This is a genomic window from Tenacibaculum geojense (assembly GCF_042676005.1).
Classification (GTDB): domain Bacteria; phylum Bacteroidota; class Bacteroidia; order Flavobacteriales; family Flavobacteriaceae; genus Polaribacter; species Polaribacter geojense.
The window spans coordinates 1-26,077 of record NZ_JBHTJR010000045.1; the positions used below are offsets into that span (position 1 = coordinate 1).

The 26,077-nt window shown below is 31.5% G+C and carries 24 protein-coding genes; 7 read left to right on the forward strand and 17 right to left on the reverse strand.

Annotation, left to right across the window (positions count from 1 at the left end; all coding sequences use genetic code 11):
• Positions 1-205: 205 nt before the first annotated feature.
• Together ACFQ1U_RS07440 and aceB are read right to left on the reverse strand one after the other, a co-directional pair.
• Positions 206-1,828: an isocitrate lyase gene (locus ACFQ1U_RS07440; protein ID WP_386106903.1), complete on the reverse strand. Its 1,623-nt coding sequence runs from the start codon at positions 1,826-1,828 to the stop codon at positions 206-208.
• Positions 1,829-1,909: 81 nt separating this feature from the next.
• On the reverse strand, positions 1,910-3,505 hold the full coding sequence (gene aceB / locus ACFQ1U_RS07445) for a malate synthase A (RefSeq protein ID WP_386106905.1): 1,596 nt from the start codon (positions 3,503-3,505) through the stop codon (positions 1,910-1,912).
• Positions 3,506-3,632: 127 nt separating this feature from the next.
• On the opposite strand from aceB, the gene ACFQ1U_RS07450 reads away from it, so the two are divergent.
• The 4 genes from ACFQ1U_RS07450 to ACFQ1U_RS07465 all read left to right on the forward strand — a co-directional run bounded on the left by ACFQ1U_RS07450 (position 3,633) and on the right by ACFQ1U_RS07465 (position 8,275).
• On the forward strand, positions 3,633-5,111 hold the full coding sequence (locus ACFQ1U_RS07450; RefSeq protein ID WP_386107518.1) for a helix-turn-helix domain-containing protein: 1,479 nt from the start codon (positions 3,633-3,635) through the stop codon (positions 5,109-5,111).
• A gap of 59 nt (positions 5,112-5,170) precedes the next feature.
• Entirely contained in the window at positions 5,171-6,814 is a 1,644-nt protein-coding gene (locus tag ACFQ1U_RS07455) for an acyl-CoA carboxylase subunit beta (RefSeq protein ID WP_386106907.1), read from the forward strand.
• Between the two features lie 37 nt (positions 6,815-6,851).
• The gene (locus ACFQ1U_RS07460; protein ID WP_386106910.1) at positions 6,852-7,574 is read left to right on the forward strand and encodes a YebC/PmpR family DNA-binding transcriptional regulator; all 723 of its coding nucleotides are present in this window, start codon (positions 6,852-6,854) and stop codon (positions 7,572-7,574) included.
• Positions 7,575-7,672: 98 nt separating this feature from the next.
• The gene (locus ACFQ1U_RS07465; RefSeq protein ID WP_386106912.1) at positions 7,673-8,275 is read left to right on the forward strand and encodes a hypothetical protein; all 603 of its coding nucleotides are present in this window, start codon (positions 7,673-7,675) and stop codon (positions 8,273-8,275) included.
• Positions 8,276-8,284: 9 nt separating this feature from the next.
• Here ACFQ1U_RS07465 and ACFQ1U_RS07470 read toward each other — a convergent pair whose 3' ends face one another.
• From ACFQ1U_RS07470 to ACFQ1U_RS07525, 12 genes are all read right to left on the reverse strand, one after another.
• On the reverse strand, positions 8,285-9,343 hold the full coding sequence (locus tag ACFQ1U_RS07470) for an AMP-binding protein (protein WP_386106914.1): 1,059 nt from the start codon (positions 9,341-9,343) through the stop codon (positions 8,285-8,287).
• A complete protein-coding gene (locus tag ACFQ1U_RS07475) occupies positions 9,324-10,280 on the reverse strand; it encodes a CPBP family intramembrane glutamic endopeptidase (protein ID WP_386106916.1) in 957 nt (318 codons plus the stop codon). The genes ACFQ1U_RS07470 and ACFQ1U_RS07475 overlap by 20 nt, the downstream gene beginning before the upstream one ends.
• Before the next feature lie 10 nt (positions 10,281-10,290).
• Positions 10,291-11,322 (reverse strand): o-succinylbenzoate synthase, encoded by a 1,032-nt coding sequence (locus ACFQ1U_RS07480; RefSeq protein WP_386107521.1) that lies wholly within the window; start codon positions 11,320-11,322, stop codon positions 10,291-10,293.
• Positions 11,323-11,328: 6 nt separating this feature from the next.
• Positions 11,329-11,844, reverse strand: coding sequence for an SRPBCC family protein (locus ACFQ1U_RS07485; RefSeq protein WP_386106918.1), 516 nt, complete (start codon positions 11,842-11,844; stop codon positions 11,329-11,331).
• Positions 11,845-12,522 carry a metal-dependent hydrolase gene (locus ACFQ1U_RS07490; protein ID WP_386106920.1) on the reverse strand — a complete coding sequence of 226 codons (678 nt, stop codon included), beginning with the start codon at positions 12,520-12,522 and terminating at the stop codon, positions 11,845-11,847.
• Positions 12,523-12,526: 4 nt separating this feature from the next.
• On the reverse strand, positions 12,527-13,348 hold the full coding sequence (locus ACFQ1U_RS07495) for a DUF4349 domain-containing protein (protein WP_386106922.1): 822 nt from the start codon (positions 13,346-13,348) through the stop codon (positions 12,527-12,529).
• 22 nt (positions 13,349-13,370) lie between these two features.
• The gene (gene menA, locus ACFQ1U_RS07500) at positions 13,371-14,264 is read right to left on the reverse strand and encodes a 1,4-dihydroxy-2-naphthoate octaprenyltransferase (RefSeq protein WP_386106924.1); all 894 of its coding nucleotides are present in this window, start codon (positions 14,262-14,264) and stop codon (positions 13,371-13,373) included.
• An 8-nt stretch (positions 14,265-14,272) separates the two neighbouring features.
• Positions 14,273-14,884, reverse strand: a complete 612-nt coding sequence (locus ACFQ1U_RS07505; RefSeq protein ID WP_386106926.1) for a hypothetical protein — start codon at positions 14,882-14,884, stop codon at positions 14,273-14,275.
• 13 nt (positions 14,885-14,897) lie between these two features.
• Complete coding sequence (locus ACFQ1U_RS07510; RefSeq protein ID WP_386106928.1) at positions 14,898-15,677, reverse strand: (Fe-S)-binding protein; 780 nt, start codon at positions 15,675-15,677, stop codon at positions 14,898-14,900.
• 127 nt (positions 15,678-15,804) lie between these two features.
• Complete coding sequence (locus tag ACFQ1U_RS07515; RefSeq protein ID WP_386106930.1) at positions 15,805-17,121, reverse strand: 4Fe-4S dicluster domain-containing protein; 1,317 nt, start codon at positions 17,119-17,121, stop codon at positions 15,805-15,807.
• A 6-nt stretch (positions 17,122-17,127) separates the two neighbouring features.
• On the reverse strand, positions 17,128-18,093 hold the full coding sequence (locus tag ACFQ1U_RS07520; protein ID WP_386106932.1) for an MlaD family protein: 966 nt from the start codon (positions 18,091-18,093) through the stop codon (positions 17,128-17,130).
• Between the two features lie 66 nt (positions 18,094-18,159).
• Positions 18,160-19,383 (reverse strand): N-acetylmuramoyl-L-alanine amidase family protein, encoded by a 1,224-nt coding sequence (locus ACFQ1U_RS07525; protein WP_386106933.1) that lies wholly within the window; start codon positions 19,381-19,383, stop codon positions 18,160-18,162.
• Between the two features lie 106 nt (positions 19,384-19,489).
• On the opposite strand from ACFQ1U_RS07525, the gene ACFQ1U_RS07530 reads away from it, so the two are divergent.
• Genes ACFQ1U_RS07530 through ACFQ1U_RS07540 form a run of 3 tightly spaced genes read left to right on the forward strand, consistent with a single transcriptional unit; the run spans position 19,490 to position 23,578 of the window.
• Positions 19,490-22,267, forward strand: a complete 2,778-nt coding sequence (locus ACFQ1U_RS07530; RefSeq protein ID WP_386106935.1) for a putative LPS assembly protein LptD — start codon at positions 19,490-19,492, stop codon at positions 22,265-22,267.
• 10 nt (positions 22,268-22,277) lie between these two features.
• Complete coding sequence (locus ACFQ1U_RS07535; protein WP_386106937.1) at positions 22,278-22,658, forward strand: RidA family protein; 381 nt, start codon at positions 22,278-22,280, stop codon at positions 22,656-22,658.
• Between the two features lie 8 nt (positions 22,659-22,666).
• A complete protein-coding gene (locus tag ACFQ1U_RS07540) occupies positions 22,667-23,578 on the forward strand; it encodes a glutaminase (protein ID WP_386106939.1) in 912 nt (303 codons plus the stop codon).
• Here the strand turns inward: ACFQ1U_RS07540 and ACFQ1U_RS07545 are convergent.
• The 3 genes from ACFQ1U_RS07545 to pfkA are packed head-to-tail and all read right to left on the reverse strand — an operon-like array spanning position 23,575 to position 25,990.
• Positions 23,575-23,937: a methylglyoxal synthase gene (locus ACFQ1U_RS07545; protein WP_386106941.1), complete on the reverse strand. Its 363-nt coding sequence runs from the start codon at positions 23,935-23,937 to the stop codon at positions 23,575-23,577. The genes ACFQ1U_RS07540 and ACFQ1U_RS07545 overlap by 4 nt on opposite strands.
• A gap of 45 nt (positions 23,938-23,982) precedes the next feature.
• Positions 23,983-24,975, reverse strand: a complete 993-nt coding sequence (gap, locus tag ACFQ1U_RS07550; protein WP_386106943.1) for a type I glyceraldehyde-3-phosphate dehydrogenase — start codon at positions 24,973-24,975, stop codon at positions 23,983-23,985.
• Positions 24,976-25,003: 28 nt separating this feature from the next.
• A complete protein-coding gene (pfkA, locus tag ACFQ1U_RS07555) occupies positions 25,004-25,990 on the reverse strand; it encodes a 6-phosphofructokinase (protein WP_386106945.1) in 987 nt (328 codons plus the stop codon).
• Positions 25,991-26,077: the final 87 nt, after the last annotated feature.

A 26,077-nucleotide genomic window follows, 5' to 3' on the forward strand; every position in this document is an offset into this window, starting at 1 on the left:
TAAATACGGATAGTTATTCTTTCAACTATCCGTATTTTTGTATTATGAAATTTCAAATAAAATCGGAGTTCATTTCCTATTAAAACAAATAATATTACATAATCAATAAAATAAAAACGCTACCAAAATTCGGTAGCGTTTTTTTTCAAACTAGAATATATGTAAACAAACAACTAACTAAAACTTAACAGTTTTAGAGTTTACTTTATAAGGTAACAGGTTCTTTTGAAACTGATACGCATTTAGATTCAAATTGATTTGAGGTATTTTTCTCCCCTCCTGCTTTTAATGCATTATCTCCTGAAAAGAATGTTTTATGATCATCTCCTAAATCAGACCCTGCCATTCTTTGGTGTCTTACACAAGACACACCTTTACGAATCTCTTGTCTTTGAACACCTTTTACATAAGCTAACATTCCTTCTTCTCCAAAATAACCTTCTGTTAAATCATTCATATGTAATGCAGTTGTGTGGTAAGTTGGTAATGTAATTAAATGATGAAATATACCTGCTTCTCTTGCTCCATCTACCTGGAATGTTCTAATCTTTTCATCAGCTCTTCTACACAACTCTGATCCGTCATATTGAGCATCCATTAAATTTGTTCTATCATACTCAGAAACATCTTCACCCGCTAATACCATAGCATCGTATACCTGAGTACGGAAATTTAATGTCCAGTTAAAAGATGGTGAATTGTTATATACTAATTTAGCATTTGGTACAACTTCTCTTACTCTATTCACCATATTTGCTATTTGCCCCACATGCGGTGTTGGGGTTTCAATCCAAAGTAAATCAGCTCCATTTTGAAGACTAGTAATACAATCCAACACTACTCTATCAATATTTGTACCTTCTCTAAACCTATATAAGCCATTTGCTAACCTAACAGGACGAACAAGTTTTCCATCTCTCTTAAGTAATACTTCATTATTAGTTACCTCATCAAGAGAAACCTCTTCACATTCTACAAAATCTAAATATTGTGCTGCTAAATCACCTGGCTCTTGACTTACTGGTAATTTTTGAGTTAAACCAGCACCTTCAGAATCTGTTCTCGCAACTATAATTCCTTCATCAACGCCTAACTCTAAAAATGCATATCGTATAGCATTTAATTTTGCAATAAAATCTTCATGGGGCACAGTTACTTTACCATCTTGATGACCGCATTGCTTAGCATCTGAAACCTGATTTTCTATTTGAATGGCACAAGCTCCAGCTTGAATCATTTTCTTTGCCAGTAAATATGTAGCTTCTTCATTTCCAAAACCTGCATCAATATCTGCTATAATCGGAACAACATGAGTTTCAAAATTATCTATTTGCTCTTGTACATCTTCTCCGTTTTCCAATCTTCTAAACAAATCATTTAATTCAATAGCATCAGCCTGACGCAAAAAGTCATAAATTTCTGCAATTAGAGCAGGCACAGCTGTTTTTTCGTGCATAGATTGATCTGGTAAAGGTCCAAATTCTGAACGTAAAGCAGCAACCATCCAACCAGATAAGTATAGGTACTTCTTATCTGTTGTTTTATAATGTTTTTTAACTGAAATCATTTTTTGTTGAGCAACAAAACCATGCCAACACCCTAATGATTGTGTATAGTTAGCAGGATTAGCGTCATAAGCAGCCATGTCTTTACGCATTATTGAAGCGGTATATTTTGCTATTTCTAAACCGGTATTAAACCTGTTCTGCGCTACCATTCTAGCTGCACTTTCTGGAGTAATTGCACTCCATGTACTCCCGAACTTATTTTTTAAAGCTTTTACTGTTTCTAAAGCAGAACTATAGTTTGCTTGCGCTAAATTTTTCATAAATTTGTATTGTTAAATGAGTTATTTAATAATAAATAGCTTGCCCCGTTAAATGTTGCCGCATTTATGGGGCTTTTTTATTTAGATGTGTTTGTATGCTGGTAATGTTAAAAATTCTGTGAATTCATCTGACAATACTAAATCGTCAAATAATTCAATAGCCAATGAAAATCTTCCTGAATTATACGCTGATTCTCCAACTAAATTTTTAATTTTTTCTATTTCTTCCTCTTTAAGTTGCTGATACATTTCTTTAGTAAATATTGTACCGTTGGCTAACTTTACATTGTTTTGCAACCATTGCCAAACCTGAGTTCTTGATATTTCGGCTGTTGCAGCGTCTTCCATTAAATTATACAATGCTGCTGCTCCGTTTCCAGACAACCAGCTTTCTATATATAATATTCCAACATTAATATTTTGACGAATACCTTCTTCTGTAATCGTTCCAATTGGTAATGCTACCAAGTCTGCTTCAGTTACCTCTACATCTTCTCTTTTATTATCTATCTGATTCGGAGTTGGCATAAATTTATTAAACGCATCTAAAGCAGTTTGAACCAAGCCAGGATGTGCTACCCATGTTCCGTCATGACCATTTTGAACCTCTTGTAATTTATCATTCTCAACTTTAGAAAATGCAGCTTTATTAGCTTTTTCATCATTTTTAACAGGAATCTGAGCTGCCATACCTCCCATAGCATGTACTCCTCTTTTATGACAGCGCTGCACTACCCTTAATGAATATGCTTTCATGAAAGGTGAACTCATGGTAACTTGAGCACGATTAGGAACTACAAATCCTTCATGATTTCTAAATTTTTTGATGTAGGAAAAGATATAATCCCATCTCCCACAATTTAAACCAGCCATATGATCTTTCAATTCGTAAATAATTTCATCCAACTGAAAACTAGCTGTAATGGTTTCTATTAAAACTGTTGCCTTTATGGTTTTTTGAGGAACTTTTAAATAATCTTGTGCAAAAACAAAAACTTTGTTCCACCATCTGGCTTCCAAATAATGTTCTAATTTTGGTAGGTAAAAATAGGTTGCAGAACCTTGATTTAATAACACTTGTATATTGTGAAAAAAGTATAGTCCGAAATCAACCAATGAACCCGACATTTCCTTTCCGTCTACCAATAAATGTTTTTCATTTAAATGCAAACCTCTAGGTCTTACTAATAACACTGCTGTATTTTCGTTCAATTGATATGTCTTATCTTTTTGTGAATTATAGAACGAAATCGTTTTCGTATTTGCATCCAATAAATTTTGTTGACCGTTTAAAACATTTTGAATAGTTGGTGAATTACTATCTTCAAAATCAGCCATAAAAGTTTTAGCCCCAGAATTTAATGCGTTAATTACCATTTTACGATCTACAGGCCCAGTGATTTCAACTCTTCTATCTAACAAATCTTGTGGTAATGGTGCACAAACCCAGTCAGACTCTCTAATTTCTTTAGTCGCTACCGGAAAGCTTGGAAAATTACCTGCGTCAAAAAAAGCTTGCTGTTTTTCACGTTCCTTTAATAAATTTAATCTTTCCGAATTAAACTCTTTATGTAACGCTAATAAAAAAGCTACAGCTTCTTTAGTTAACAAATTCTCATAAGTAGTTTCGTCAAAACCTACGTATGTAATTTCTTTAGATATGGTTTGAATGCTCATGACTTATTGTTTTGATATACGCAATATTAAAACTTTTTTTTAAACGCCACAAGCGAACGTTCGCTAAATTTTAAAATTCTTTAATTTTTTTATTATTCGCCAATAAGCTATATTTGATTTTATGATTATGGAAGATGAATATATACGCCTTATTTTTGGCTTAAAATTGAAACAAATTAGAACCGACAAAAACTTATCTTTGTTCGGACTATCCAAAATTACTGGGTTATCAAAATCGTATTTAAACGAGATTGAAAAAGGAAAAAAATACCCAAAAACAGATAAAATAATCATTTTAGCAGAAAGCCTCGAGGTTCCTTATGATCATCTAGTCTCATTAAAACTTGATAAAAATCTAGCTCCTATTGGAGAAATTTTACAATCTAAAATTTTAAAAGAAATTCCACTAGAGCTTTTTGGTATTCAAGAAAACAATCTTATAGATATTGTAGCTAATGCACCCGCTAAAGTAAATGCATTTATAAGTACAATTATTAAAATTGCCCAAAATTACAACCTAACAAGAGAAAGCTTTTTTTTAGCATCTCTTCGTTCGTATCAAGAAGCACATAATAATTATTTTGAAGACATAGAAGCTGACGTTGAAAAGTTTGCAAAAGCTTATCAAATTGACTTAGAAAAACCTATCACTTCTTCTTACTTAGAAGAAATTTTAGTGGAAGAATTTTCTTATAAAATCAATAATACTGAACTTGATAAATTTGATAATTTGGGTGATTTACGTAATATTTTTATCCCAAAAAGTAATACTTTATTACTTAGTAAAGACATAACCGAGGCACAAAAAACTTTTATTTATGCTAAAGAGCTAGCCTACAACTTTCTAAACATAGAAAATAGGTTATACACGTTTCCTTGGATAAAATTTGACAGTTTCGATCAGGTTTTAAATAATTTTATAGCGTCTTATTTTGCAGGTGCATTAATTATTCCTAAAAAAAGTTTAATTACAAAGTTAACTGACTTATTTAACCAAAAAGAATGGCAACCGCTAAGTCTACATAAAATCATCAAAAGTTATAACTGCTCAGATGAAACATTTTATCAGCGTTTAACAAACATATTACCAAAAGCTTTCAATATTAAAAACCTATTTTTCCTACGTTTTACTCATAAAGAAGGATCGGGTTCTTACAGATTAAGTAAAGAATTACACATTACTCAGCAACAATCCCCCCATTCTAACAGAAACAACGAACATTATTGTAGAAGGTGGATTTCTTTAAAAACTATTGAAGATTTTAAAATTACTAAGCATGAAAAATCTGCATTCGGTATTCAAATCTCCTCTTATGAAAATTCTCAAAACGAATATTTAGTGCTTTCCTCAGCAAATAAAGATCCGTTTAAAAAAGGAATTCATAGAAGTATAAGCATTGGACTGCTTTTATCACCACATTTAAAGCGTAAAATTAAATTTTTAAAAGAAGACACATTTTCTAAACAATTGGTTGGAGTTACTTGTGAAACTTGTTCTGTTGTAAAATGTAAAGAAAGAGTAGCCGAACCATGGCGATTAGAAAAACAACAAAACCATGACAAAATTGCTGAAACTGTAGCCAAAATTATTAATTCTTTCGAATAGCATTTAACTATTGATGTTTAAGTGCTATTTTCTTATTTTAGCGAGCCAAACAAACAACTATGGATATCAACTTCAATAAAAACGAAGATCACAATAAATTATTGGTTTCTGATCTAAAACAACGATTAGCAAAAATAAAATTAGGAGGCGGCGAAAAAAGAATAGCTAAACATCACGAAAAAGGTAAAATGACCGCCAGAGAACGTATTGACTATCTACTTGACGACTCTAGCAAAGCAATAGAAATTGGTGCTTTTGCTGGAGAAGGAATGTATAAAGAGCACGGCGGATGCCCATCTGGAGGTGTTGTTGTTAAAATTGGCTATATTAAAGGTAAGCAATGTATTGTTGTAGCTAATGATGCTACTGTAAAGGCAGGTGCCTGGTTTCCTATTACTGGAAAAAAGAATTTACGCGCCCAAGAAATAGCTATAGAAAATAAACTTCCGATTATTTATTTAGTAGATTCTGCAGGTGTTTATTTACCTATGCAAGATGAAATTTTTCCTGATAAAGAACATTTTGGAAGAATTTTTAGAAACAATGCAGTAATGAGCAGTATGGGAATAACTCAAATTGCTGCTGTAATGGGAAGCTGTGTTGCTGGAGGTGCCTATTTACCAATTATGAGTGATGAAGCCTTAATTGTAGATAAAACAGGAAGTATTTTTTTAGCTGGTAGTTATTTAGTAAAAGCTGCTATTGGAGAAAGTATTGATAACGAAACGTTAGGTGGTGCTACCACTCATTGTGAAGTATCTGGTGTAACCGACTACAAAGCCAAAGATGATAAAGATGCTTTAGATAGAATTAAAAATGTAATGGATAAAATTGGCGATTATGAAAAAGCTGGTTTTAATCGCGCTGAAGCATTTCCTCCAAAAAAAGACGAGAATGAAATTTTTGGAATTTTACCAAAAGCTAGAAATGAACAGTACGATATGATGGAAATCATTGAGCGACTGGTAGATAATTCTGAATTTGATGAATACAAAGCTGGATACGGTCAAACCATTATTACGGGCTATGCAAGAATTGACGGTTGGGCTGTTGGAATTGTTGCTAATCAACGTAAAATTGTAAAGTCTAAAGGTGCGAAAACTAAACCAAGTGAAATGCAATTTGGAGGAGTTATTTATTCAGATTCTGCTGATAAAGCAACTCGTTTTATTGCTAACTGTAACCAAAAGAAAATTCCACTAGTTTTTTTACAAGATGTAACTGGTTTTATGGTAGGAAGCAAATCTGAGCATGGCGGAATTATTAAAGACGGAGCTAAAATGGTTAATGCCGTAAGTAACTCTGTAGTTCCTAAATTTACTATTGTAGTTGGCAATTCTTATGGTGCAGGAAATTATGCCATGTGTGGAAAAGCTTACGATCCAAGATTAATAGCTGCATGGCCAAGTGCCGAATTAGCTGTAATGAGCGGCGCTTCAGCAGCTAAAGTTTTACTACAAATAGAAACTGCTGCTTTAAAGAAAAAAGGCGAAGAGATTACTAAAGAAAAGGAAGAAGCTTTATTTAGTAAAATTAAATCGCGTTATGACAAACAAATTTCTCCTTACTATGCAGCTGCCAGAATATGGACAGATGCTGTTATCAATCCACTGGATACCAGAAAATGGGTTTCAATGGGAATAGAAGCTGCAAATCATGCACCTATTGAAAAGCAATTTAATTTGGGAGTTATTCAAGTTTAATTATTTTTGACAAATTTTTTAATCGATATACAAAGAAATGGGAAGAGCATTTGAGTTTAGAAAAGCAAGAAAAATGAAACGTTGGTCTGCAATGGCAAAAACCTTTACCAGAATTGGTAAAGATATTGTGATGGCGGTTAAGGAAGGCGGACCAAACCCAGAAACAAACGCTCGTTTACGTGTTGTTATTCAAAATGCGAAGGCAGCAAACATGCCTAAAGACAACGTATTACGTGCAATTAAAAAAGCAAGTGATAAAAACACAGAAAACTATAAAGAAGTTTTATTTGAAGGGTATGCTCCTCATGGAATTGCTGTACTTGTTGAAACTGCAACAAACAATAATAACAGAACTGTAGCTAACGTTAGAGCTTCTTTTAATAAATGCAATGGTAACTTAGGTACATCTGGCTCTGTTGCTTTTATGTTTGACCATGTAGTTAACTTTAAAATAAAGGAAGAAACTCTTGGAATGGATTTAGAAGAATTTGAATTAGAAATGATTGAATTTGAAGTTGAAGAAGTTTTCCAAGATGATGAGGACAATACTGTAATGTTATATGCACCATTTACACAGTTTGGCTCAATACAAAAGTATTTAGAAGACAATAATATTGAAATTGTTTCTTCTGAATTTGAAAGAATCCCAACTACTACCACTGCTTTAACAGATGAGCAAAAGGAAGAAGTTAACAAATTATTAGAGCGTTTAGAAGAAGATGATGATGTAAACAATGTTTACCACTCAATGGAAGAATAAAAAACGCTTAAAAGATATTTATTTAAACCCAACGATTTACGTTGGGTTTTTTATTTCCGGTAGTTTACATATATTTATCTCAATAAAAAAACGTAACTATGATTTTCTACGGAACTAAAGGTACTCACCTTCACAGCGAAAAAGTAAGTGGTATTAAGTGTGCTCATTGTGATCAACAAACCTCTCATAACATTAGTATTTTTGGAAAATATTTTTATTTATACTGGATTCCTGTTTTTCCTATAAATAAAAAAGGGTTTTCTGAATGTAACCACTGTAAAGCAACTTTTGAAAAAAAAGAAATGAGTGAACAACTAAAAATGGCACATGATAATGTTCACCGAAACACTAAAACACCAATTACGCATTGGATTGGTTCTTTTATAATTGCAGGATTAATTGCTTTTATTTTTTACGTAAGCAATCAACATCAAAAAGATGTAGTTACTTACATAAATCAACCTATGATTAATGATATTATTGAATACAAATCTTCCGGTAACGGTTATTCAACATTAAAAATAACAGCAGTAACAAATGACTCAGTATATGTGGTAGCCAACTCTATGGAAATAAGTAGAAAAAGTAAAATATATAAAATTGACAAAGCATCTAATTACAATGCCGAAAAGTTCTCTTTATCTTTAAGTGAGTATAAAGAAGCTTTTGAAACAGACCGTTTTTTGGATGTTAACCGATAATATTTTTTTTTACAACTTTAACAAATCCAATGTCTTAGCACGTTGGATTTTTTTTGTGCCAGTTTCTATAAAACTATCTAAAAAATAAAACAGTTTAGGTTTTTCAAACTTTGATAATTTTGAAGATTTTAAAACAATTTTTTTAAGTTTTTCTTTATCAATTTCATTTAAATCACCTTCAATAATTAAAATTAGTTTCTCTCCTAAATACTCATCTTTAATACCAGTTACAAAAAAGCGAAAGGGAATTATTTCTGAGAGTTTTTCTTCAATTTTTTCTGGGTGTAGCTTAACTCCTCCAGAATTAATTACATTATCTAACCTACCCAACCATTCAAATTGCTTGTCTGAAATTAATTGAACAACATCATTAGTCACTACTAGTTCATCAGAAACTTTTGGAGCATCTATCACTAAACAATTTCTAACATCTTTAAAAATTGTAACATTTGGTAATACTTCATAATAAGCTGGTATAACATGATTATTATTCAATTTTTTAACAGCTATATGCGTAACTGTTTCCGTCATTCCATAGGTAGCAAATATCTGTGTATTAAAATTCTGTATTTGATTAATTAATGTGTTAGAAACTACACCTCCACCAACTATCAGTTTTTTAATTCTGTAAATTTGACTTAAAGAGTTTTGTAGTTGTAAAGGAACCATTGCTGCAAAATCAAACTCTCCTTTTACTTCATTTAACGGGTTACTAGAAGTTGGCACAACATACAAATCCCAGCCTAGAACTAAAGCTCTTATCAACATCATTTTACCAGCTATGTAATCTGCAGATAAACAAAGTAATGCTTTACAACCATTTTCTAAACTAAAAAAAGCACCTGTTGCCTTTGCTGAATTCATCATGAATTCTTTTTTAATTTTAATTTCTTTAGGCGCTCCTGTTGATCCTGAAGTTTGGACTGTTACAAATGGATCATCTGAAAACCAATGCAATAAAAATTGATATACATCTGCAGAAGTCTCTTTTGCTAAAAAAAGTACTTCTTCAACAGTTGTAAAACTTTTTCCGTTCAGTTTAAAGGCTTTATGAAAAGGTTTCTTCACTTCCTGTATTTGGTTTTTTAATGGTACCTATAAGTTTATCTTTCCAGTTTGTCCATCCGTACTTTTTAGAAAAAATTAATAGTAAAACTGGATATAAAATTAATACAGGAAAAAACATTTCAAAACCAACAGAAGGTTCTGAAGTATCTATATAAAGAGCATCTGTTTGGAAAGCAGTCCAGTCTGTAGTTACTAAAATTGCCGCAATAATATTATTAGCAGCATGTAAACCAAGTGCTAACTCTGTTCCTTCATCCATTAATGTAGTTATACCAAATAATAAACCTGTCCCGATATAAAATACCATAGAGATGTAACCTAGTTTTTCGACCTCTGGATTAGCACCATGCAAAAGTCCAAATATTACAGAAGTAATTATTAATGGCAGCCACCTGTTTTTAAACCAGGTACCAAAACCTTGCATTAAGTAACCTCTAAACAACAATTCTTCAAAACTCGTTTGAAAAGGTAAAAAAAGGATAGCAACTAATAACAATGTAAAAAAAGGAATAGGTTTAAAGTTGCTAATAAAGTCTTCTGGACTTATAAAAACATCACTTAAAGTAACTATTCCAGCAATAAAACCCCATAATAAAAAACCAAACCAAAAACGTTTCCAATCTATTTTATCTCTTGAGGTAATTAAAGTTTTAACGGGTCTTTTATGAACAAACTTTACTGATAGTAATAAGCCTACTAATCCAAAAACAAAAGTTATAATCATCAGAAATAAAAATAAATTTTTATCAATCCCTAACGATGTGAACCCTGTATTTGCAGCAGTCATAAACTCTCCCATATCTGAAGAATACATTACTGCTGTTGTAAACAAAGGTAAAACTCCTATTATTTGCCAACCGATAAAAACTATTAAAATAGTCGCAAAATAATGATACCATTCATTTTTACCTTTATAAGCTTGTTGTATAAAATTCATTATTATTTGTTTATTTATAATCCCATTTTAAGGATGTATTGTAGTGTAAACTTCCATTTTTAACCTGTAAAGGACTATTAATGTTGTTGGTAAATAAACTACCAGTTCCTAAACCCTGTGGCATTTTATTTTGCAACGCATAAGTCCACTGTGATATGGCGTTTAACCCAATATTACTCTCTAATGCAGAGGTTATCCACCAGCCAATATTATTTTCTTCAGCAATAGAAATCCACTCTGTACTTCCTTGAATTCCGCCAACTAAACTTGGTTTCAAGATAATGTATTGTGGCTTTATATGACTTAATAATTGTTTCTTATCTTCTTGTTTAAAAACTCCTATCAACTCTTCATCTAACGCAATTGGTAACGGAGTTTTTGTGCAAAGAGATGCCATTTCGTCAAACTGACCTTGTTTAATAGGTTGCTCTATAGAATGTAAATTAAATGCAGCAAGTTTTTCTAATTTTAACAATGCTTCTTTGGGAGAAAACGCTCCGTTTGCGTCTACTCTTAATTCTATATCTTTAGCTGTAAATTCACTTCTAATATACTTAAGTAATGCTAACTCTTCATCAAAATTAATTGCTCCAATTTTCATTTTAATACATGAAAACCCGTCTGCAATTTTCTGTTGAATTTGAGATTTCATAAATGAGCGATCTCCCATCCAAATCAAACCATTTATATGTATGGATTCTGATCCTTTTGTAAATTTTGATGGATACAATACAAATGGGTCATTTGATGCTAATGATAAAAACGCTTGCTCTATACCAAATTGAATTGAAGGAAACTCTATTAACGCATTTAGAAGAGCCTCTTTTCCTAAATTAACATTATCACAAACCCATTGTAACTTTTCTTCATAATCTTCTCTATCATCTGCGCTTAAACCTCTAAAAAGACCGCATTCGCCAACTCCTTTTTTATCGCCTTTACATAGCTCTAGAAAAAAAGTTTCTTTGGTTCTTAAAACTCCTCTAGATGTACCACTAGGTTGCTTAAAATTTAAAATATACTTATGAAAAGATGCTAAAATCAAGATTTATTGTTTTTCTACAAATGTTTTAAAATTATTTAAATATCCTTGGTCTTGTTGTTTAAATGTGCCTTTAAAGTACGGAAATAGACAACTTAAAATATATTTATTACTCGTACAACTAGATTCATTGGTTATGGTAGTAACACCATTATTATAAGCAAATGTATAATCATCTACCTTTAACATATTCCCTGCATCATAATTTAACGTTACTTTTTCGTTAGGAACATACGCCAATACTTTTTCTTTAATAACTACTTGTTCTCCGTTATTATTTACTACCATTTTAAAAGTACTACCTATTTTACCAGGTTTAACCTCTAAAGTATCTATAGATTGTAATTCTGGAATCCATTTTTTTACCGTGTTAATATTATTAAAAGAAGCAAATACTTCTTCTAAAGGTTTATTCACTGATACCTCTGTAGTATATGTTGTTTCTTTAACTATCAACCCTGTTGAAAAAAATACTACTACCAAAGCAGTAATAATTCCTAAAATAATTTTAATTGTTTTCATTTATAATGTAATCTCGCCTCCTATTTCTAATAAAATTAATTCTTTCTGACTTCTAGCAAATTTATCTTTTGCTACTTGAGTATCTATCTCAATGGGAGGAAAAGTATTAAAATGACAACCTATAACTTTATCGCACTCTACAAAATCACTTGCTAACATTGCATCATCAACTCCCATAGTAAAATTATCCCCTATTGGTAAAATACTAGCTACAATTTTATTATGCATCGGAATTAATTTCATATCCATTGTTAATGCTGTGTCTCCTGCTACATAAATTGATTTTTCATCAGAAGTGATTACAAATCCTCCAGGTTGTCCTCCATAAGATCCATCTGCAAAAGAAGAGGTATGAATAGCATTTACATATTTAGCAGAAAAATCTTTCGTTTTATACGTTCCTCCATGATTTACTGGATGCCCTTTTAAATCTTTAGCTGAGTAGTGCATAATGATTTCATAATTAGAAACAATAGTTGCGCCTGTTCTTTTAGCTATAGCCTCTACATCTAACACATGATCTTGATGCGCATGAGTAACTAATATATAGTCTGCTTTTATACTTTCTACATCAATATTTGAGGCTAATGGGTTACCTGTAATAAAAGGATCTATTAAAATATGTGTCTCTCCTGCTTGAATTCCAAAACAAGCATGACCGTAATATGTAATTTTCATATAATTAAAGTTGTTTGCGTTTTTTTAAAATAATTAGCGTAATAAAACCTAGCAATAAAAATGGCCAAATACTCACTAAACTTAATAAAAACCATTTTACATTGTCTACTCCGTTAATAAAAGCATTTATTAAACGGGTACCAAAGCTTGAACTACTGCTAGATCCGTAGGTTATTTTATAGTATGAAATTTGTAAGGTAGAATAGCCTACTTGATTTTGAAGATAGTTAAGTCTTCCTTGTATAGATTCTATTTCCGACCTTACTTTTGCGAGTTCTCTTTCTATTTCTAAAATATCTTTTACTGAGTTAGCTTTAGAAAGTAAATTATTGTAACGTAATTCTAATGCTGTTTTAACTTTTAACCTCGCTTCAACATCTAGAAATTGTTCTGTAACATCATTTACTGATATATTTTTATGATCAAATTTGTCTACATCTTTAGAAATATCATTTAAAAAAGTATCGAAGCTATCAGCAGGAACTCGAACCGTAATAGTATAATTAACATTATTACCGTTTTTATACTGATTATCTTCAGAAATATAGCCTTTAACCTTTTTTAAAGCCTCTTCAATTCGATTTCTTGTATTGGATATGTCTGATGTTTCAAAAGATATATTACCAGTTTTTATTAATTTTCTTTCTATGGATTTTGATTCTTGAAAATCACCTGAAACCGATTTTGTTTTCACATCCTCAGTTATATCGTAAGCTATGTTTGAGGGCTCAGGAATAGTGATACTACCATCTTCAAAAGAATTAGAGTTACCTGAACAGCCTAGCAAAACAATGAAAGAAAAAAGAATATGAGTTATAATTTTCATAGGTTTAAATTGGCTCTCTAAGTTACAAAATTTGACCTAAACCTAATAAAATTGAAAACAAAAAGGTACTTAATGCAACTTTTTTAAGCTCTCCATCCAAAAGTGCCTCTTTACTATTTTTAGAAACAAAAATTACATGTTTTACAAGAGGAATATATGCTATTACATATAAAAACTGAATTGGTTTACTGTAATGAATAACCACAAACAATGTAGCAAACAAAAACGAAGCTGCTATTAAATAATAATGATAATATTTAGCAAACTCACTTCCTATTTTAACTATTAAAGTGTTCTTACCAACTTTAGCATCATTTGCTCTATCTCTCATATTATTAAGATTTAAAACAGTCGTGCTTAGTAAGCCTATCGAAAATGCAGGTAGAAAAATTGTGAAATTTAATTGTTGGGTGTATAAAAAATAAGAACCTACAACAGCTAATAAACCAAAAAAAGCAAAAACAAAAACATCTCCAAAACCACTGTAACCATAAGCTGATTTACCAACTGTGTATTTAATTGCAGCTACTATAGATGATAATCCTAATACTAAAAACAATAAAGAATACAGAAAATTATCCTTACCAAAAGCCTTATAAATTAACAAAACAGCAACTAATAAGGTAAATATTATGGTTGCTTTAATTGCTTTTTTCATTTGTTTTGGAGAAATGGCTCCAGAAGCTACCATTCGTTCTTCTCCTTCTCTATTAGAATCTGTTCCTTTTACTCCATCGCCATAATCGTTAGCAAAATTAGACAACACTTGAAAACCTACAGTTGTTAAAATTGCCAAAATAAAAATTACATAATTAAAACTTTGCTGGGAAGCTGCAATTAAACTCCCTGTTATAATACCTGAAACAGAAAGCGGCAGAGTTCTTAACCTTGCCGCTTTTATATAATTTTTTAACATAAAATATATTAGTCTGTAATAACTAGTTTAGAAATTTTCTTTCTAACTATGTATTCTTTTAATTTAGGTGAAAAAACTTCTAAATTCTTATAATAAACCTGAACCTCTGTTCCTTTAACCTTATTATACTTCTCAATAAGGTCATCAGAACCTTCAAAGTTATCTAACCAAACAAATTTTTGAGTTTTTCCTTGAGAGTCTTTTACTACCAATGTACTTAACTCATCAACTTCAATACTTTTAATAGTACCTTCAATCATAAATTCAACATCTTCTTCTTCATCAGCCATATCTCCAAATAATGTAATTAACACATTTGGACAATACTTAGCCATCTCCATTCCTATTTTTTCACCTAGCTTTTCAGCTGATCGTTCATCACCAAAATCAACTTGAATTCCTTCTGCATTTAATTCTTTTTCATACTTATTGTATAAAAAAAGCATCTGTAAACCTAATTTTGCTGTTTTTTCATCTGGAGATAACTTAGATAGCTCTTTTGAGTTTTTAGTAAAATACTCACATGTTTCTTTACCTACTTTTTCTAAAGTTGTTTCTTGTGCATGAAGTACCAAACTAGTACAAACAAAAAAGCATAATAAAAGTATATTCTTTTTCATAGCCTATGTTAATTTATAAATTGTTTGCCTCTGCAATTAACTCTGCAATATCTTTTACTACAATTTGATCTTCTTTTAAATGATACTTTACTCCATCAGTCATCATTGTATTACAGTACGGGCACCCGGTTGCGATAATTTGAGGATTCGTTTCTAAAGCATCTTTAGTTCGTAAGATATTAATATCCATACTTCCTGGTTCTGGCTCTTTAAACATTTGAGCACCACCAGCTCCACAACATAAAGCAGTAGATTTATGACGCTTCATTTCAGTCATTTTAACTCCTAAACGTCTAATTAAATCACGAGGCGTTTCATAAACATCATTAGCTCTACCTAAATAACATGGATCGTGAAAAGTTAATCTTTTACCATTTAAGTTTTCATCTTCAATATTTAATCTACCGTCAGCAATTAACTTACTGATATATTGTGTATGATGATAAACTTCATATTTTCCTCCTAAACTAGGATATTCATTTTTTAACGTATTAAATGAATGAGGATCACAAGTTACGATGGTTTTAACTTCATATGCATTTAAAATTTCAATGTTCGTCATTGCTTGCATTTGAAATAAAAACTCATTTCCTGCTCTTTTTGCAGCGTCACCTGTTGAACTTTCTTCTGTTCCTAAAACAGCAAATTCTACGTTTGCTTGTTGTAATATTTTCACAAACGCTTTGGTGATTTTTTTGGCTCTATCATCATAACTACCTGCAGCACCTACCCAAAATAAAACTTCTGGTTGTTTACCTTGAGCCATCATTTCTGCCATTGTTGGTACGTTCATAATTATTGTAAAATTTGGAAACTATGCATTAAGAATTACAAAACATTGTTCTTCTTTAGTCATAATTATAAATTAATAATTGTTTTTTCTGGTTGTAAACCGTGTATTTTATTGTTAGAAAGAACTGTTATTCGTCTTTCCAGTTTAATCTATCCATTTGACTATATTGCCAAGGTGCTCCGTTGTTTTCAATATTAGTCATCATCATATTTAATTCTTGAGGAGCAGCTGATTCTTCCATTACAAGATATCTACGCATTTCCATAATAATCGACAATGGATCAATATTTACAGGACATTCTTGTACACAAGCATTACAACTTGTACATGCCCAAAGCTCTTCTCTTGTAATGTAATCATCTAATAGTTGTTTGCCATCTGGTTTAAACTCTCCTCCATTAGCATCAATATTCTTTCCAACTTCTTCTAAACGATCACGAGTATCCATCATAATTTTACGAGGAGATAACTTTTTCCCTGTTAAATTTGCTGGACAAGATGATGTACAACGACCACATTCTGTACATGTATATGCATTCATTAACTGAACCCAGTTTAAATCAGTTACATCAGAAGCTCCAAACTTTGCTGGTACTTCTTCTTCAGCTCCTTCTTCAGGCATTGCATACGGATCTGCATTTGGATCCATCATCATTTTCACTTCATTAGTTACCGCTTCAACATTAGTAAACTGTCCTTTAGGCTTTAAATTAGCAAAAAAAGTGTTTGGGAAAGCTAATAAAATGTGTAAGTGTTTAGAATAGTATAAGTAATTTAAGAACACTAAGATACCTACAATATGAAGCCACCATGCTGTTTTTTCTATTGTATGTAAAGCTTCTGGTGAATAACCATTAAACCATGGTGCTATGAATTGAGAAATTACATTTCCTGCTCCTGCTTGCTGAAAAGGAACATCCGTAGCATTCATAACTAAAAATAACGACATTAATACTATTTCAAAATACAGTATAATATTACCATCATTTTTTGGCCACCCTTCCATTTCTTTGTTCCAAAAGCGTTGAACTCTATGAATATTTCTACGTAACCAAAATACAACTACGGCAGCTAAAACTAATAATGCTAACACTTCAAAAGTTCCTACTAAAAATCCGTATAAACCGTTACCTATAATAGGCTGAAAAACCCTGTGTGTTCCAAAAAGACCGTCAATAACTATTTCTAATAACTCAATATTAATTAATACAAATCCAATATATACTACTATATGTAAGATACCAGATAGCGGACGACGTACCATTTTATATTGACCTAAAGCTATTTTAGCCATGTTTTTCCATCTTTCAGGCTTATTATCCATTCTATCAACGTCTTTACCTAATTTGATATTACGAATAAGCTTTCGAACATTCATTACAAAATATCCGATACCTGCTATTAAAATGAGTGCGAAAAAAATGTTAGATAAATATTTTTCCATTTTGAATTATTGATTACTTGTGTTTTGTTGATTTTTCTCTTCGTTGTATGGTTTTGGCTTTTTCCCAAATAATGAAAAATGCACAAAACGTTTTGGATTTAGCTTCATTTCTCTTAAAAGCTCTTCTAACTCTTTAGATGCATTAGTTAAGTTTGTATACATCTTTTCATCTTTAACTAACTTTCCTAAAGTTCCTTCTCCACTATTTACTTGAGCTAAAACTCCATTTACATTTTCTAAAGTTGTTTCTAACTTTTTAACAGTTTGGCCTAAGTTTACGTCTGCTAAATCTGCAGATACTTTTGAGAAGTCTTCAGTGATTTTCTTAGTATTATCCAAAGTAACATCAATCTTAACTTTGTTATCCTCCAACATTTTATTAAGTGATGTAACTGTTTTGTTTACGTTAGCCAATGTACCTTCAAAACCTTGAATACTTCTTGTAATACTTTCTCTAGTTTCTTTATTTAAGGTTTGATTCATACCTACAATTAAAGAATCTAAATGAACAAGTACGTTTTCTACTTTTGCTTGAATTGGATTTAATTTTTCACCTACAGATGAAAATAAGTCTGATTCTATTTCTCCTTGTAAATAGTCTCCAGATTGTGCAAGTTCACCTTCATAATTAGGAATGATTGCAAGATTTTGCCCACCCATTAAACCAGCTGAGTAAATCTTAGCAACACTATTTTTAGAAAACTTGAAATCGTTTTCTAAATTAAGTTTCACTAACAAAGTACCTTTTTTTTCTGGACTTTCATTGAAAGAGATTTCCTCCACCTTACCTACTTGTAAACCATTAATGGTAACAATACTTGCACTGTTTAATCCATTAATAGATTTATATTCTACGTAAAAGTGACGTGAATTTGGACTAAACAAATCTTGCCCTTTTAAGAAATTATAGCCCCATATACCAAGCGCTATAATGATTACCGAAATAATACCTGTTTTTAGTTCCTTTGACATAATCAAAATTTACCAAACACGAAAGTACTAATAATTTTCGGTAGATTAGATTAGATTTTATCTAAATTAGCGCTTTTTTAAAGCTTTGTATAATGGAATAACTACTCCGTTTTCGAATGCCACAATAAATGCTCCGGAATGCCCACGCTTTTTAACCTCTTTTAAAACCTCTTTTAAAGACTCATAATCAGAAGTTTTACCATGATAATATTTAAAATAGCCATCTATTTCTAGCATTTCTACGTTTTCTAAACCTTTAAAATTATAAGGTCTTAATGACAAATATTTTTTAGATGCTGCTATTTGAACTCTGTATAAAATTCCTTTTTCTGATGCTGAAATTGTTTTCTGAACCTCTTTTTGAGTTTTACTTGGCGTAGTTACAACTTTTTTTGGCGTCTCCCTTTTTGGAGGTATTTTTTCTACTATTTTTTTGGTTTCTGAAACAGAAGTTCCTGTTGTTGACTTTACCGTTTCTTTAACCACAACTTCATCTTCAACAATATCTTTAACCGTATTAAGTTTTAGCTGGTTAATATATCTTTCTATTGCTTGCGCTATTGCTTTAGCCATTTTTTGCTGGCCGGCTGCTGAATTTAAAAACCTTCCTTCTGCCTTATTGGTTAAAAATCCAAGCTCTATTAAAACACTTGGCATTACCGTTTCTCGTAAAACTAAAAAGTTATCTTGCTTAACATTTCTGTTATATCTTTTTGCTTTTACAAAGTTATTTTGAATTAAACCTGCAATAGCTAAACTCTCATCTAAATTTTCTTCTTGTAAAACAGACAAACCAATTAAAGATTCAGGAGAGTTAGGATCATAATCATAGTTTTGTTTATAATCATCCTCATATAAAATAGCCGCATTTTCTCGTTTTGCAATTTCTAAATTTCCTTTATTTCCTCGTAAACCAAGCACGTAGGTACCTGCTCCATGAGGATCTGTTTTATGAAAAGCATCACAATGTATAGAAACAAATAAATCTGCCTTATTCGTATTTGCTACTTTAGCTCGATTATGTAACTCAACAAAAACATCCTTTTTACGGGTGTAAATTACCTCTATGTCGTTTTTCTTCTGTAGTTCTTTACCTACTAATAAAGCTACTTTTAACGCAATTTTTTTCTCTTGATAGCCGCTTCCTAAATTCCCTGGATCTTTCCCTCCATGACCAGCGTCTAAAACTACTTTATATTTCTTTTGAGCAACTAACTGTGAAGGTGTTACTATAAAAGAAATTAAAAAGAAAAAAGTTACTATTATACTCGGATTTATATATTTGTTCAATTTTAAGAATTGCATCAATAAAAATTAACTAATTTTGGCACTTATAATTTGGTTCTCCAAATATTGAGCCATACTTTTACTTAACACAAAAATAGTATTTATAGAATTGAAAGCAAATCTATCTTACATAGTTTTATTTATATATCTTTTTTGTTTTCAAACAGGTATTCCACAAGAGCTTGGCAAAAAAACTACAGTAAAAGCACTGAATACTAAACCTAACAAATCTGAACTTTCTCTTGACAGTATTCCTACAATTAAGAAAGATAGCTTACTTAACAAGAAAATAGACACCGTTCAAAACGACTCTATTAAAAAACCTAAAGAAGCCATAGAAGGCATTATTACTCATGATGCTGAAGATTACACCATTCAAAACGCAAAGAATAAAACGCTTACACTATACAACAATGCGCATGTAACTTATCAAGACATTGATTTAAAAGCTGGAAAAATTATTGTTGATTATAAAAACAGTACCGTTTACGCCACTGGTATTAAAGATAGCACCGGATATATTCAACGACCTGTTTTTAAACAAGGTAATCAAGAATCTGAGCAAGATTCTATCTTATTTAATTACAAAACTGAAAAAGCCTTGGTATATGGAGTAAAAACCGTTCAAGGAGAAATGATTACCTATGGCGAAAAAACAAAACGTGTAAATGACTCTACTATTTACATGCGTAAATTAAGGTTTACAACGTCTCAAAAGAAAATTCCAGACTATTACATTGCTACAAGCAAGGCTAAATTAGTTCCTGGTAAAAAAATTATTGTAGGAGGTAGTAATTTAGTACTAGCTGATGTTCCTACCCCGGTTTATTTACCTTTTGCGTATTTCCCTCTTTCAGATAAAAGAACTTCTGGATTTATCATACCTTCATGGGGAGAGAACAATCAACAAGGTTTCTTTTTACAAAACGGAGGATATTATTTTGCTATTAATGATTATTTTGATTTAGAGGTTACTGGTGATGCATATTCTAACGGAAGCTGGGGTTTAAATTTTGATACAAATTACTATGTGCGTTATAAATATTCTGGTGGCTTAAGTTTTAGATACCAAAACTTAATAAATAGTATTCGTGGTTTTTCTGATTATTCTAAAACCAGTAATTACAATATTAGATGGTCTCATAGTCAAGACAGTAAATCAAGTCCTAATTCAAGATTATCAGCCTCTGTTAATCTAGGTAGTAGTCGTTTTTACAGAGAATCTTTCAATGAAATTGATCAATCGCAATTTTTAACTAACACTTTTAATTCATCCATTAGTTATTACAGAAAATTCGTTGGGACTCCGTTTAACATGAACGTGACTATGACTCATAGTCAAAACTCCAACACTGAAGCTATTAATATGACATTACCATCGCTTCAAGTTAACATGGATAGAATTTATCCTTTTGCTAACAAAGGAGTTAAAAAAAATGCATTGCAAAAAATTGGTGTGAATTACAGTTTACGTGGTGAATATCGTGTTAACACTACAGATGAAGAGTTTTTTACTGAAAAAATGTTTAGAGAAGCTAAAACAGGTATACAACACAATATAAGTGCCAATACTAATATTAAAGCTTTAAAATACTTTACTCTTTCACCTAACCTAAACTATAAAGATGTTTGGTACTTTAGTAAAATAAACAAACGATATGATGCTGAAGAAGCAAGCGTTGTTAATGATACCATTAACGGTTTTACAAGATTTAATGAATATAATGTTGGTGTATCAATGTCTACAAACATTTATGGTAATTTCAGATTCAAAGGAAAATTAAAAGCCATCAGACACACTATTCGCCCTTCTATTTCTTGGAGTTACCGACCTGATTTTGCTGCCAAGCACAACCAAACGTATGTAAACAACGCCAATCCTGGAGGATTTACAACTTATTCACCTGATTTGGTTGATGAAAACGGCCAACCTATTACAGATCCTAATTTAATTACCACTATTTTAAACACACCAACAAATGCTAGTGGACTAACTACATATTCACCCTTTGAAGGAGGAATTTATGGCACTCCTGGTAGTGGTTTATCAAATGCTATTGGAATTAGTGTAAATAATGTTTTAGAAGCTAAAGTAGCAAATAATGATCCTGATAGCGATGAAGAAGATAAAAAAATCACTCTTTTAAATAACTTAAACTTTAGTACCAGTTATAACATTGCTGCTGATAGTTTACGATGGAGTAATGTAAGTGTTTCTGCAGGAACACGTCTCTTCAAAGACAAAATGGCGGTTAACTTATCTGCTAGTTTAGATCCATATCAAGTAACTAATGAAGGAGTAACTATTGATAAATTCAACCCACATCTTTTTAGAATTGAACAAGCTAGTTTAACTGCTAATTATAGTTTTTCTAGTAGAGACTTTAAAAAAGATGACAAAAAAGACGATAAACAAAGTGGTAATGGAGCACAAAATAATCCTCCTGATGTTTATAACAGAGAAATAAACCCAACAAATGGTTTCCCTAATCAACCTGGTTCTGGTAATGATGATGATAAAGATAAGGTTGCTAAACTATATAACGCAGATATTCCTTGGAATATAAGTTTTGTATATTCTGCTAACTATTCCAATAACGGATATAATAACGTAGGTATTCAATCACATACATTAGGTTTTACAGGTGATGTAGAACTTACTCCTAAATGGAAAGTAGGTTTTGCCTCTGGTTATGATATTTTAGACGGTGCTTTTTCATACACTCGTTTAAATTTTTCGAGAGATTTAGATAGCTGGCGATTTAATTTTAACTGGATTCCTTTTGGAACCAGAACTTCATATAACTTTTTTATTGGGGTAAAATCTTCAATGTTAAGTGACTTAAAATGGGAGAAAAACAAACCACCAGATAGAGTTTTATTTTAAAACAACCAACATGAAAAAAATCATAACTACAAGTAAAGCACCAGCTCCAATTGGGCCATATAATCAAGCTGTATTATCAGGAAACACATTATATACTTCAGGTCAAATTGCATTACATCCACAAACTGGTGAATTAGTTTTAGGTGATATATCAGCTGAAACAAAACAAGTAATGGAAAACATGAAAGCCGTTTTAGAAGCCGCTGAAATGACATTTGAAAACGTTATAAAGACATCAATTTTCATTTCTGATATGCATAACTTTTCTAAAATTAACGAAGTATATGCCACTTATTTTGATGAAGCTACTGCACCAGCAAGAGAAACCGTAGAAGTTGCTAACCTACCAAAATTTGTTAATGTAGAAATAAGCATGATTGCTGTTAAATAATCACGTAAATGAATTACAACCACTTAATTCAAAAGGTATATACTAAAATAGAGGCTGTTGCTCCCCAAGGTGAAGTAGCTTCGTATATTCCTGAATTAAGCAAAATAAATCCTAATAAATTTGGAGTTCATATTTCTACAACACAAAACTTTAACTTTGGTTTAGGTGATTATCAAGAGAAATTCTCTATACAAAGTGTTTCTAAAGTCATCTCTTTGTGTCTAGCTTATAAAATTTTAGGAGAAACTATTTGGAAAAGAGTTGACGTTGAACCCTCTGGAACAAAATTTAACTCATTACTTCAATTAGAAGCCGATAACGGTATACCAAGAAACCCATTTATTAATGCTGGTGCCTTGGTAATATGCGATATGCTTATTAGCAATCTTGAAAATCCAGAAGAAGATTTACTTGCTTTTATTGCTAATTTATCTGATCATAAAGTTGAATTTTCTTTAAAAATTGCTGCATCAGAAAAGCTTACGGGGTATAGAAATGTTGCCTTATGTAATTTTATAAAGTCATTAGGTAATATTGATAACGAACCTGAAGTTGTTTTAGATTTTTACTTTAAGCTATGTTCTTTAGAAGCCAGCTGTGAAGAACTATCGCAACTATTTTTATTTTTAGCAAACCAAGGTAAAACTTTACATTCTAACTTAGAAATACTCACAAAAAGTCAAACTAAAAGAGTAAATGCAATAATGCAAACCTGCGGATTTTATGATGAATCTGGTGAATTTTCTTTTCGGGTAGGAATCCCTGGTAAAAGTGGAGTTGGTGGTGGTATTATGGCAATTCATCCTGGTAAATACAGCATCGTTACATGGAGTCCTAAACTAAATGAAAAAGGAAATTCATATAAAGGCATGCGTTTTTTAGAAGATTTTACAACACTTACCGAGCAATCTATTTTTTAAACTGCTTTAATTAATAATTCTGCTGTAGCAGGATTCGTTGCCAATGGCACGTTATGTACATCACATAAACGCATTAACATAAAAATATCTGGTTCATGCGGATGCTTTGCTAATGGATCTCTAAAAAACAGAACCATATTACACAATCCTTCGGCTACTCTAGATGCTATTTGCGCATCACCACCAATAGGCCCAGATAAGTATTTACATACCTCAAAACCTGCTTTTTCTGCCTGACTTCCTGTGGTACCAGTTGCTATTAAAGTGATATTTTTTTGACGTAATATTTCTTTGTGTTCATTTAAAAACTGTACCATTTCAGCTTTTTTTCCGTCATGAGCTATAACTGCTATTTCCATATATTGTATAATAAAAAATCCCGCTTTACGCGGGATTCATTTTTTTTATAATGATGCTGCGTATTCCAGCAAATCTACAATTTTTGTAGCATATCCAAATTCATTATCGTACCATGAAATTACTTTAAAGAAGTTTTCATTCAACTCTAAACTCGCTCCAGCATCAACAACAGAAGTTCTTGTTTCAGAAACAAAATCTTGTGAAACTACCTCATCTTCAGTATATCCTAAAACTCCATTAAGTTCTCCTTCTGAAGCTTCTTTTAATGTAGCTAAAATTTCTTTTAAGCTTGTATTTTTCTCAGTTCTAAAAGTTAAATCAACAATAGACACATCTGCAGTTGGAACACGTACTGCCATACCTGTTAATTTTCCATCTAATTCAGGAATTACTTTTGTTACAGCAACTGCAGCTCCAGTAGTTGTTGGTATCATATTTGTTAACACAGATCTACCTCTTCTCCATTTAGAACTTGGTCCATCTACAGCGTCTTGCCCAGAAGTTGCTGAATGAATAGTTGTCATTAATCCTTCTACTAAACCAAATTTTTCATGAATTACTTTAGCTAATGGCGCTAAACAGTTAGTAGTACAAGATGCATTAGATATTATTGTTTCATCAGCAGAAAGTGATTTATGGTTTACACCCATTACATACATATTAGCATCTTTAGATGGTGCAGAAATTATTACCTTTTTAGCTCCTCCTTTAATATGCAAACTAGCTTTTTCTTTAGTTAAGAAAAAACCTGTTGATTCAATTACGTAATCTGCACCAGCTTCATCCCACTTTAAATTCTCAGGATTTCTATCAGCAGTTACACGAATTTTTTGACCATTAACAACCAAATGACCGTCTTGTACCTCAACAGTACCATTAAAACGCCCGTGAACAGAATCATACTTTAATAAATATGCTAAATATTCTACGTCTAATAAATCATTAATTGCTACAACTTGTACATTATCTCTTTGCATAGCAGAACGAAACGCTAAACGTCCAATTCTACCAAAACCGTTAATTCCTATTTTAATCATTTGTAATTAATTGTTTGTTTAATTATTTCTATGTGGTCATGATATCTGAAACTCTTAATAGTTCCATATCTATATCACACTGACCTTTAATTGCATTATCTAAATCGGTAGTAGTTATTTTATCATTTTGTAACCCAACCATTAAATTACTTTTACCATCTATTAAAAGCTCTACTGCCTTCACTCCCATTCTACTTGCTAAAACTCTATCAAAACAAGTTGGAGATCCACCACGTTGCATATGCCCTAAAACAGATACACGCACATCATATTCTGGCATATTTTCTTCAACATACTCCGCTAACTGATACACGTTTTTTCCTGATTTATCACCCTCTGCTACTACAACTATACTTGAAGATTTTCCTGAACGCTTACTCTTTTTTAAAGACTCTAACATTCTTTCTAAACCTAAATCTTCCTCTGGTATTAATATTTCTTCAGCACCAGCACCAACACCTGCATTTAAAGCAATAAAACCTGCATCGCGCCCCATAACTTCTACAAAAAATAATCGGTTATGAGAAGAAGCTGTGTCTCTAATTTTATCAATAGCCTCCATAGCTGTATTTAAAGCTGTATCATAGCCTAAAGTATGAGACGTACCATAAATATCATTATCAATAGTTCCTGGAATACCTATTACTGGAAAATTATATTCATTATTAAAAACAACGCCTCCTGTAAAAGAACCATCTCCTCCAATTACTACTAAGCCATCAATTTTATGCTCTTTTAAATGCTCATATGCTTTTTTTCTACCTTCTGGAGTCATAAATTCTTTTGATCGAGCTGACTTAAGAATAGTTCCTCCCTTGTGAATGATATTATTTACACTTCTGGCGGTCATGGTTATAAAATCGCCTTCTATCATTCCTTGATAACCTCTGTAAATCCCAACACATTCAGTTCGGTAATAAGCACAAGTTCTTACTACAGATCTAATTGCGGAATTCATTCCTGGAGAATCGCCTCCTGAGGTCATTACTGCTATTTTTTTTATCTTATTTCCCATAAAAATCGAATATCAAATTTACTCAATATTTATCATTAATATTAAAAAAAATGCGAAATCGTTTTCGATTTAATAAAGAATTAACTT

Bases quoted from the DNA above. Each gene is read 5' to 3' on its own strand.
- ACFQ1U_RS07455 (WP_386106907.1), top strand. From the start codon at position 5,171: ATGGATATCAACTTCAATAAAAACGAAGATCACAATAAATTATTGGTT.
- ACFQ1U_RS07540 (WP_386106939.1), top strand. From the start codon at position 22,667: ATGAATTACAACCACTTAATTCAAAAGGTATATACTAAAATAGAGGCT.
- ACFQ1U_RS07440 (WP_386106903.1), bottom strand. From the start codon at position 1,828: ATGAAAAATTTAGCGCAAGCAAACTATAGTTCTGCTTTAGAAACAGTA.
- aceB (WP_386106905.1), bottom strand. From the start codon at position 3,505: ATGAGCATTCAAACCATATCTAAAGAAATTACATACGTAGGTTTTGAC.
- ACFQ1U_RS07520 (WP_386106932.1), bottom strand. From the start codon at position 18,093: ATGTCAAAGGAACTAAAAACAGGTATTATTTCGGTAATCATTATAGCG.
- gap (WP_386106943.1), bottom strand. From the start codon at position 24,975: ATGATTAAAATAGGAATTAACGGTTTTGGTAGAATTGGACGTTTAGCG.
- menA (WP_386106924.1), bottom strand. From the start codon at position 14,264: ATGTTAAAAAATTATATAAAAGCGGCAAGGTTAAGAACTCTGCCGCTT.
- ACFQ1U_RS07535 (WP_386106937.1), top strand. From the start codon at position 22,278: ATGAAAAAAATCATAACTACAAGTAAAGCACCAGCTCCAATTGGGCCA.
- ACFQ1U_RS07450 (WP_386107518.1), top strand. From the start codon at position 3,633: ATGGAAGATGAATATATACGCCTTATTTTTGGCTTAAAATTGAAACAA.
- pfkA (WP_386106945.1), bottom strand. From the start codon at position 25,990: ATGGGAAATAAGATAAAAAAAATAGCAGTAATGACCTCAGGAGGCGAT.
- ACFQ1U_RS07505 (WP_386106926.1), bottom strand. From the start codon at position 14,884: ATGAAAAAGAATATACTTTTATTATGCTTTTTTGTTTGTACTAGTTTG.
- ACFQ1U_RS07460 (WP_386106910.1), top strand. From the start codon at position 6,852: ATGGGAAGAGCATTTGAGTTTAGAAAAGCAAGAAAAATGAAACGTTGG.
- ACFQ1U_RS07510 (WP_386106928.1), bottom strand. From the start codon at position 15,677: ATGAACGTACCAACAATGGCAGAAATGATGGCTCAAGGTAAACAACCA.
- ACFQ1U_RS07495 (WP_386106922.1), bottom strand. From the start codon at position 13,348: ATGAAAATTATAACTCATATTCTTTTTTCTTTCATTGTTTTGCTAGGC.
- ACFQ1U_RS07545 (WP_386106941.1), bottom strand. From the start codon at position 23,937: ATGGAAATAGCAGTTATAGCTCATGACGGAAAAAAAGCTGAAATGGTA.
- ACFQ1U_RS07515 (WP_386106930.1), bottom strand. From the start codon at position 17,121: ATGGAAAAATATTTATCTAACATTTTTTTCGCACTCATTTTAATAGCA.
- ACFQ1U_RS07490 (WP_386106920.1), bottom strand. From the start codon at position 12,522: ATGAAAATTACATATTACGGTCATGCTTGTTTTGGAATTCAAGCAGGA.
- ACFQ1U_RS07465 (WP_386106912.1), top strand. From the start codon at position 7,673: ATGATTTTCTACGGAACTAAAGGTACTCACCTTCACAGCGAAAAAGTA.
- ACFQ1U_RS07475 (WP_386106916.1), bottom strand. From the start codon at position 10,280: ATGAATTTTATACAACAAGCTTATAAAGGTAAAAATGAATGGTATCAT.
- ACFQ1U_RS07485 (WP_386106918.1), bottom strand. From the start codon at position 11,844: ATGAAAACAATTAAAATTATTTTAGGAATTATTACTGCTTTGGTAGTA.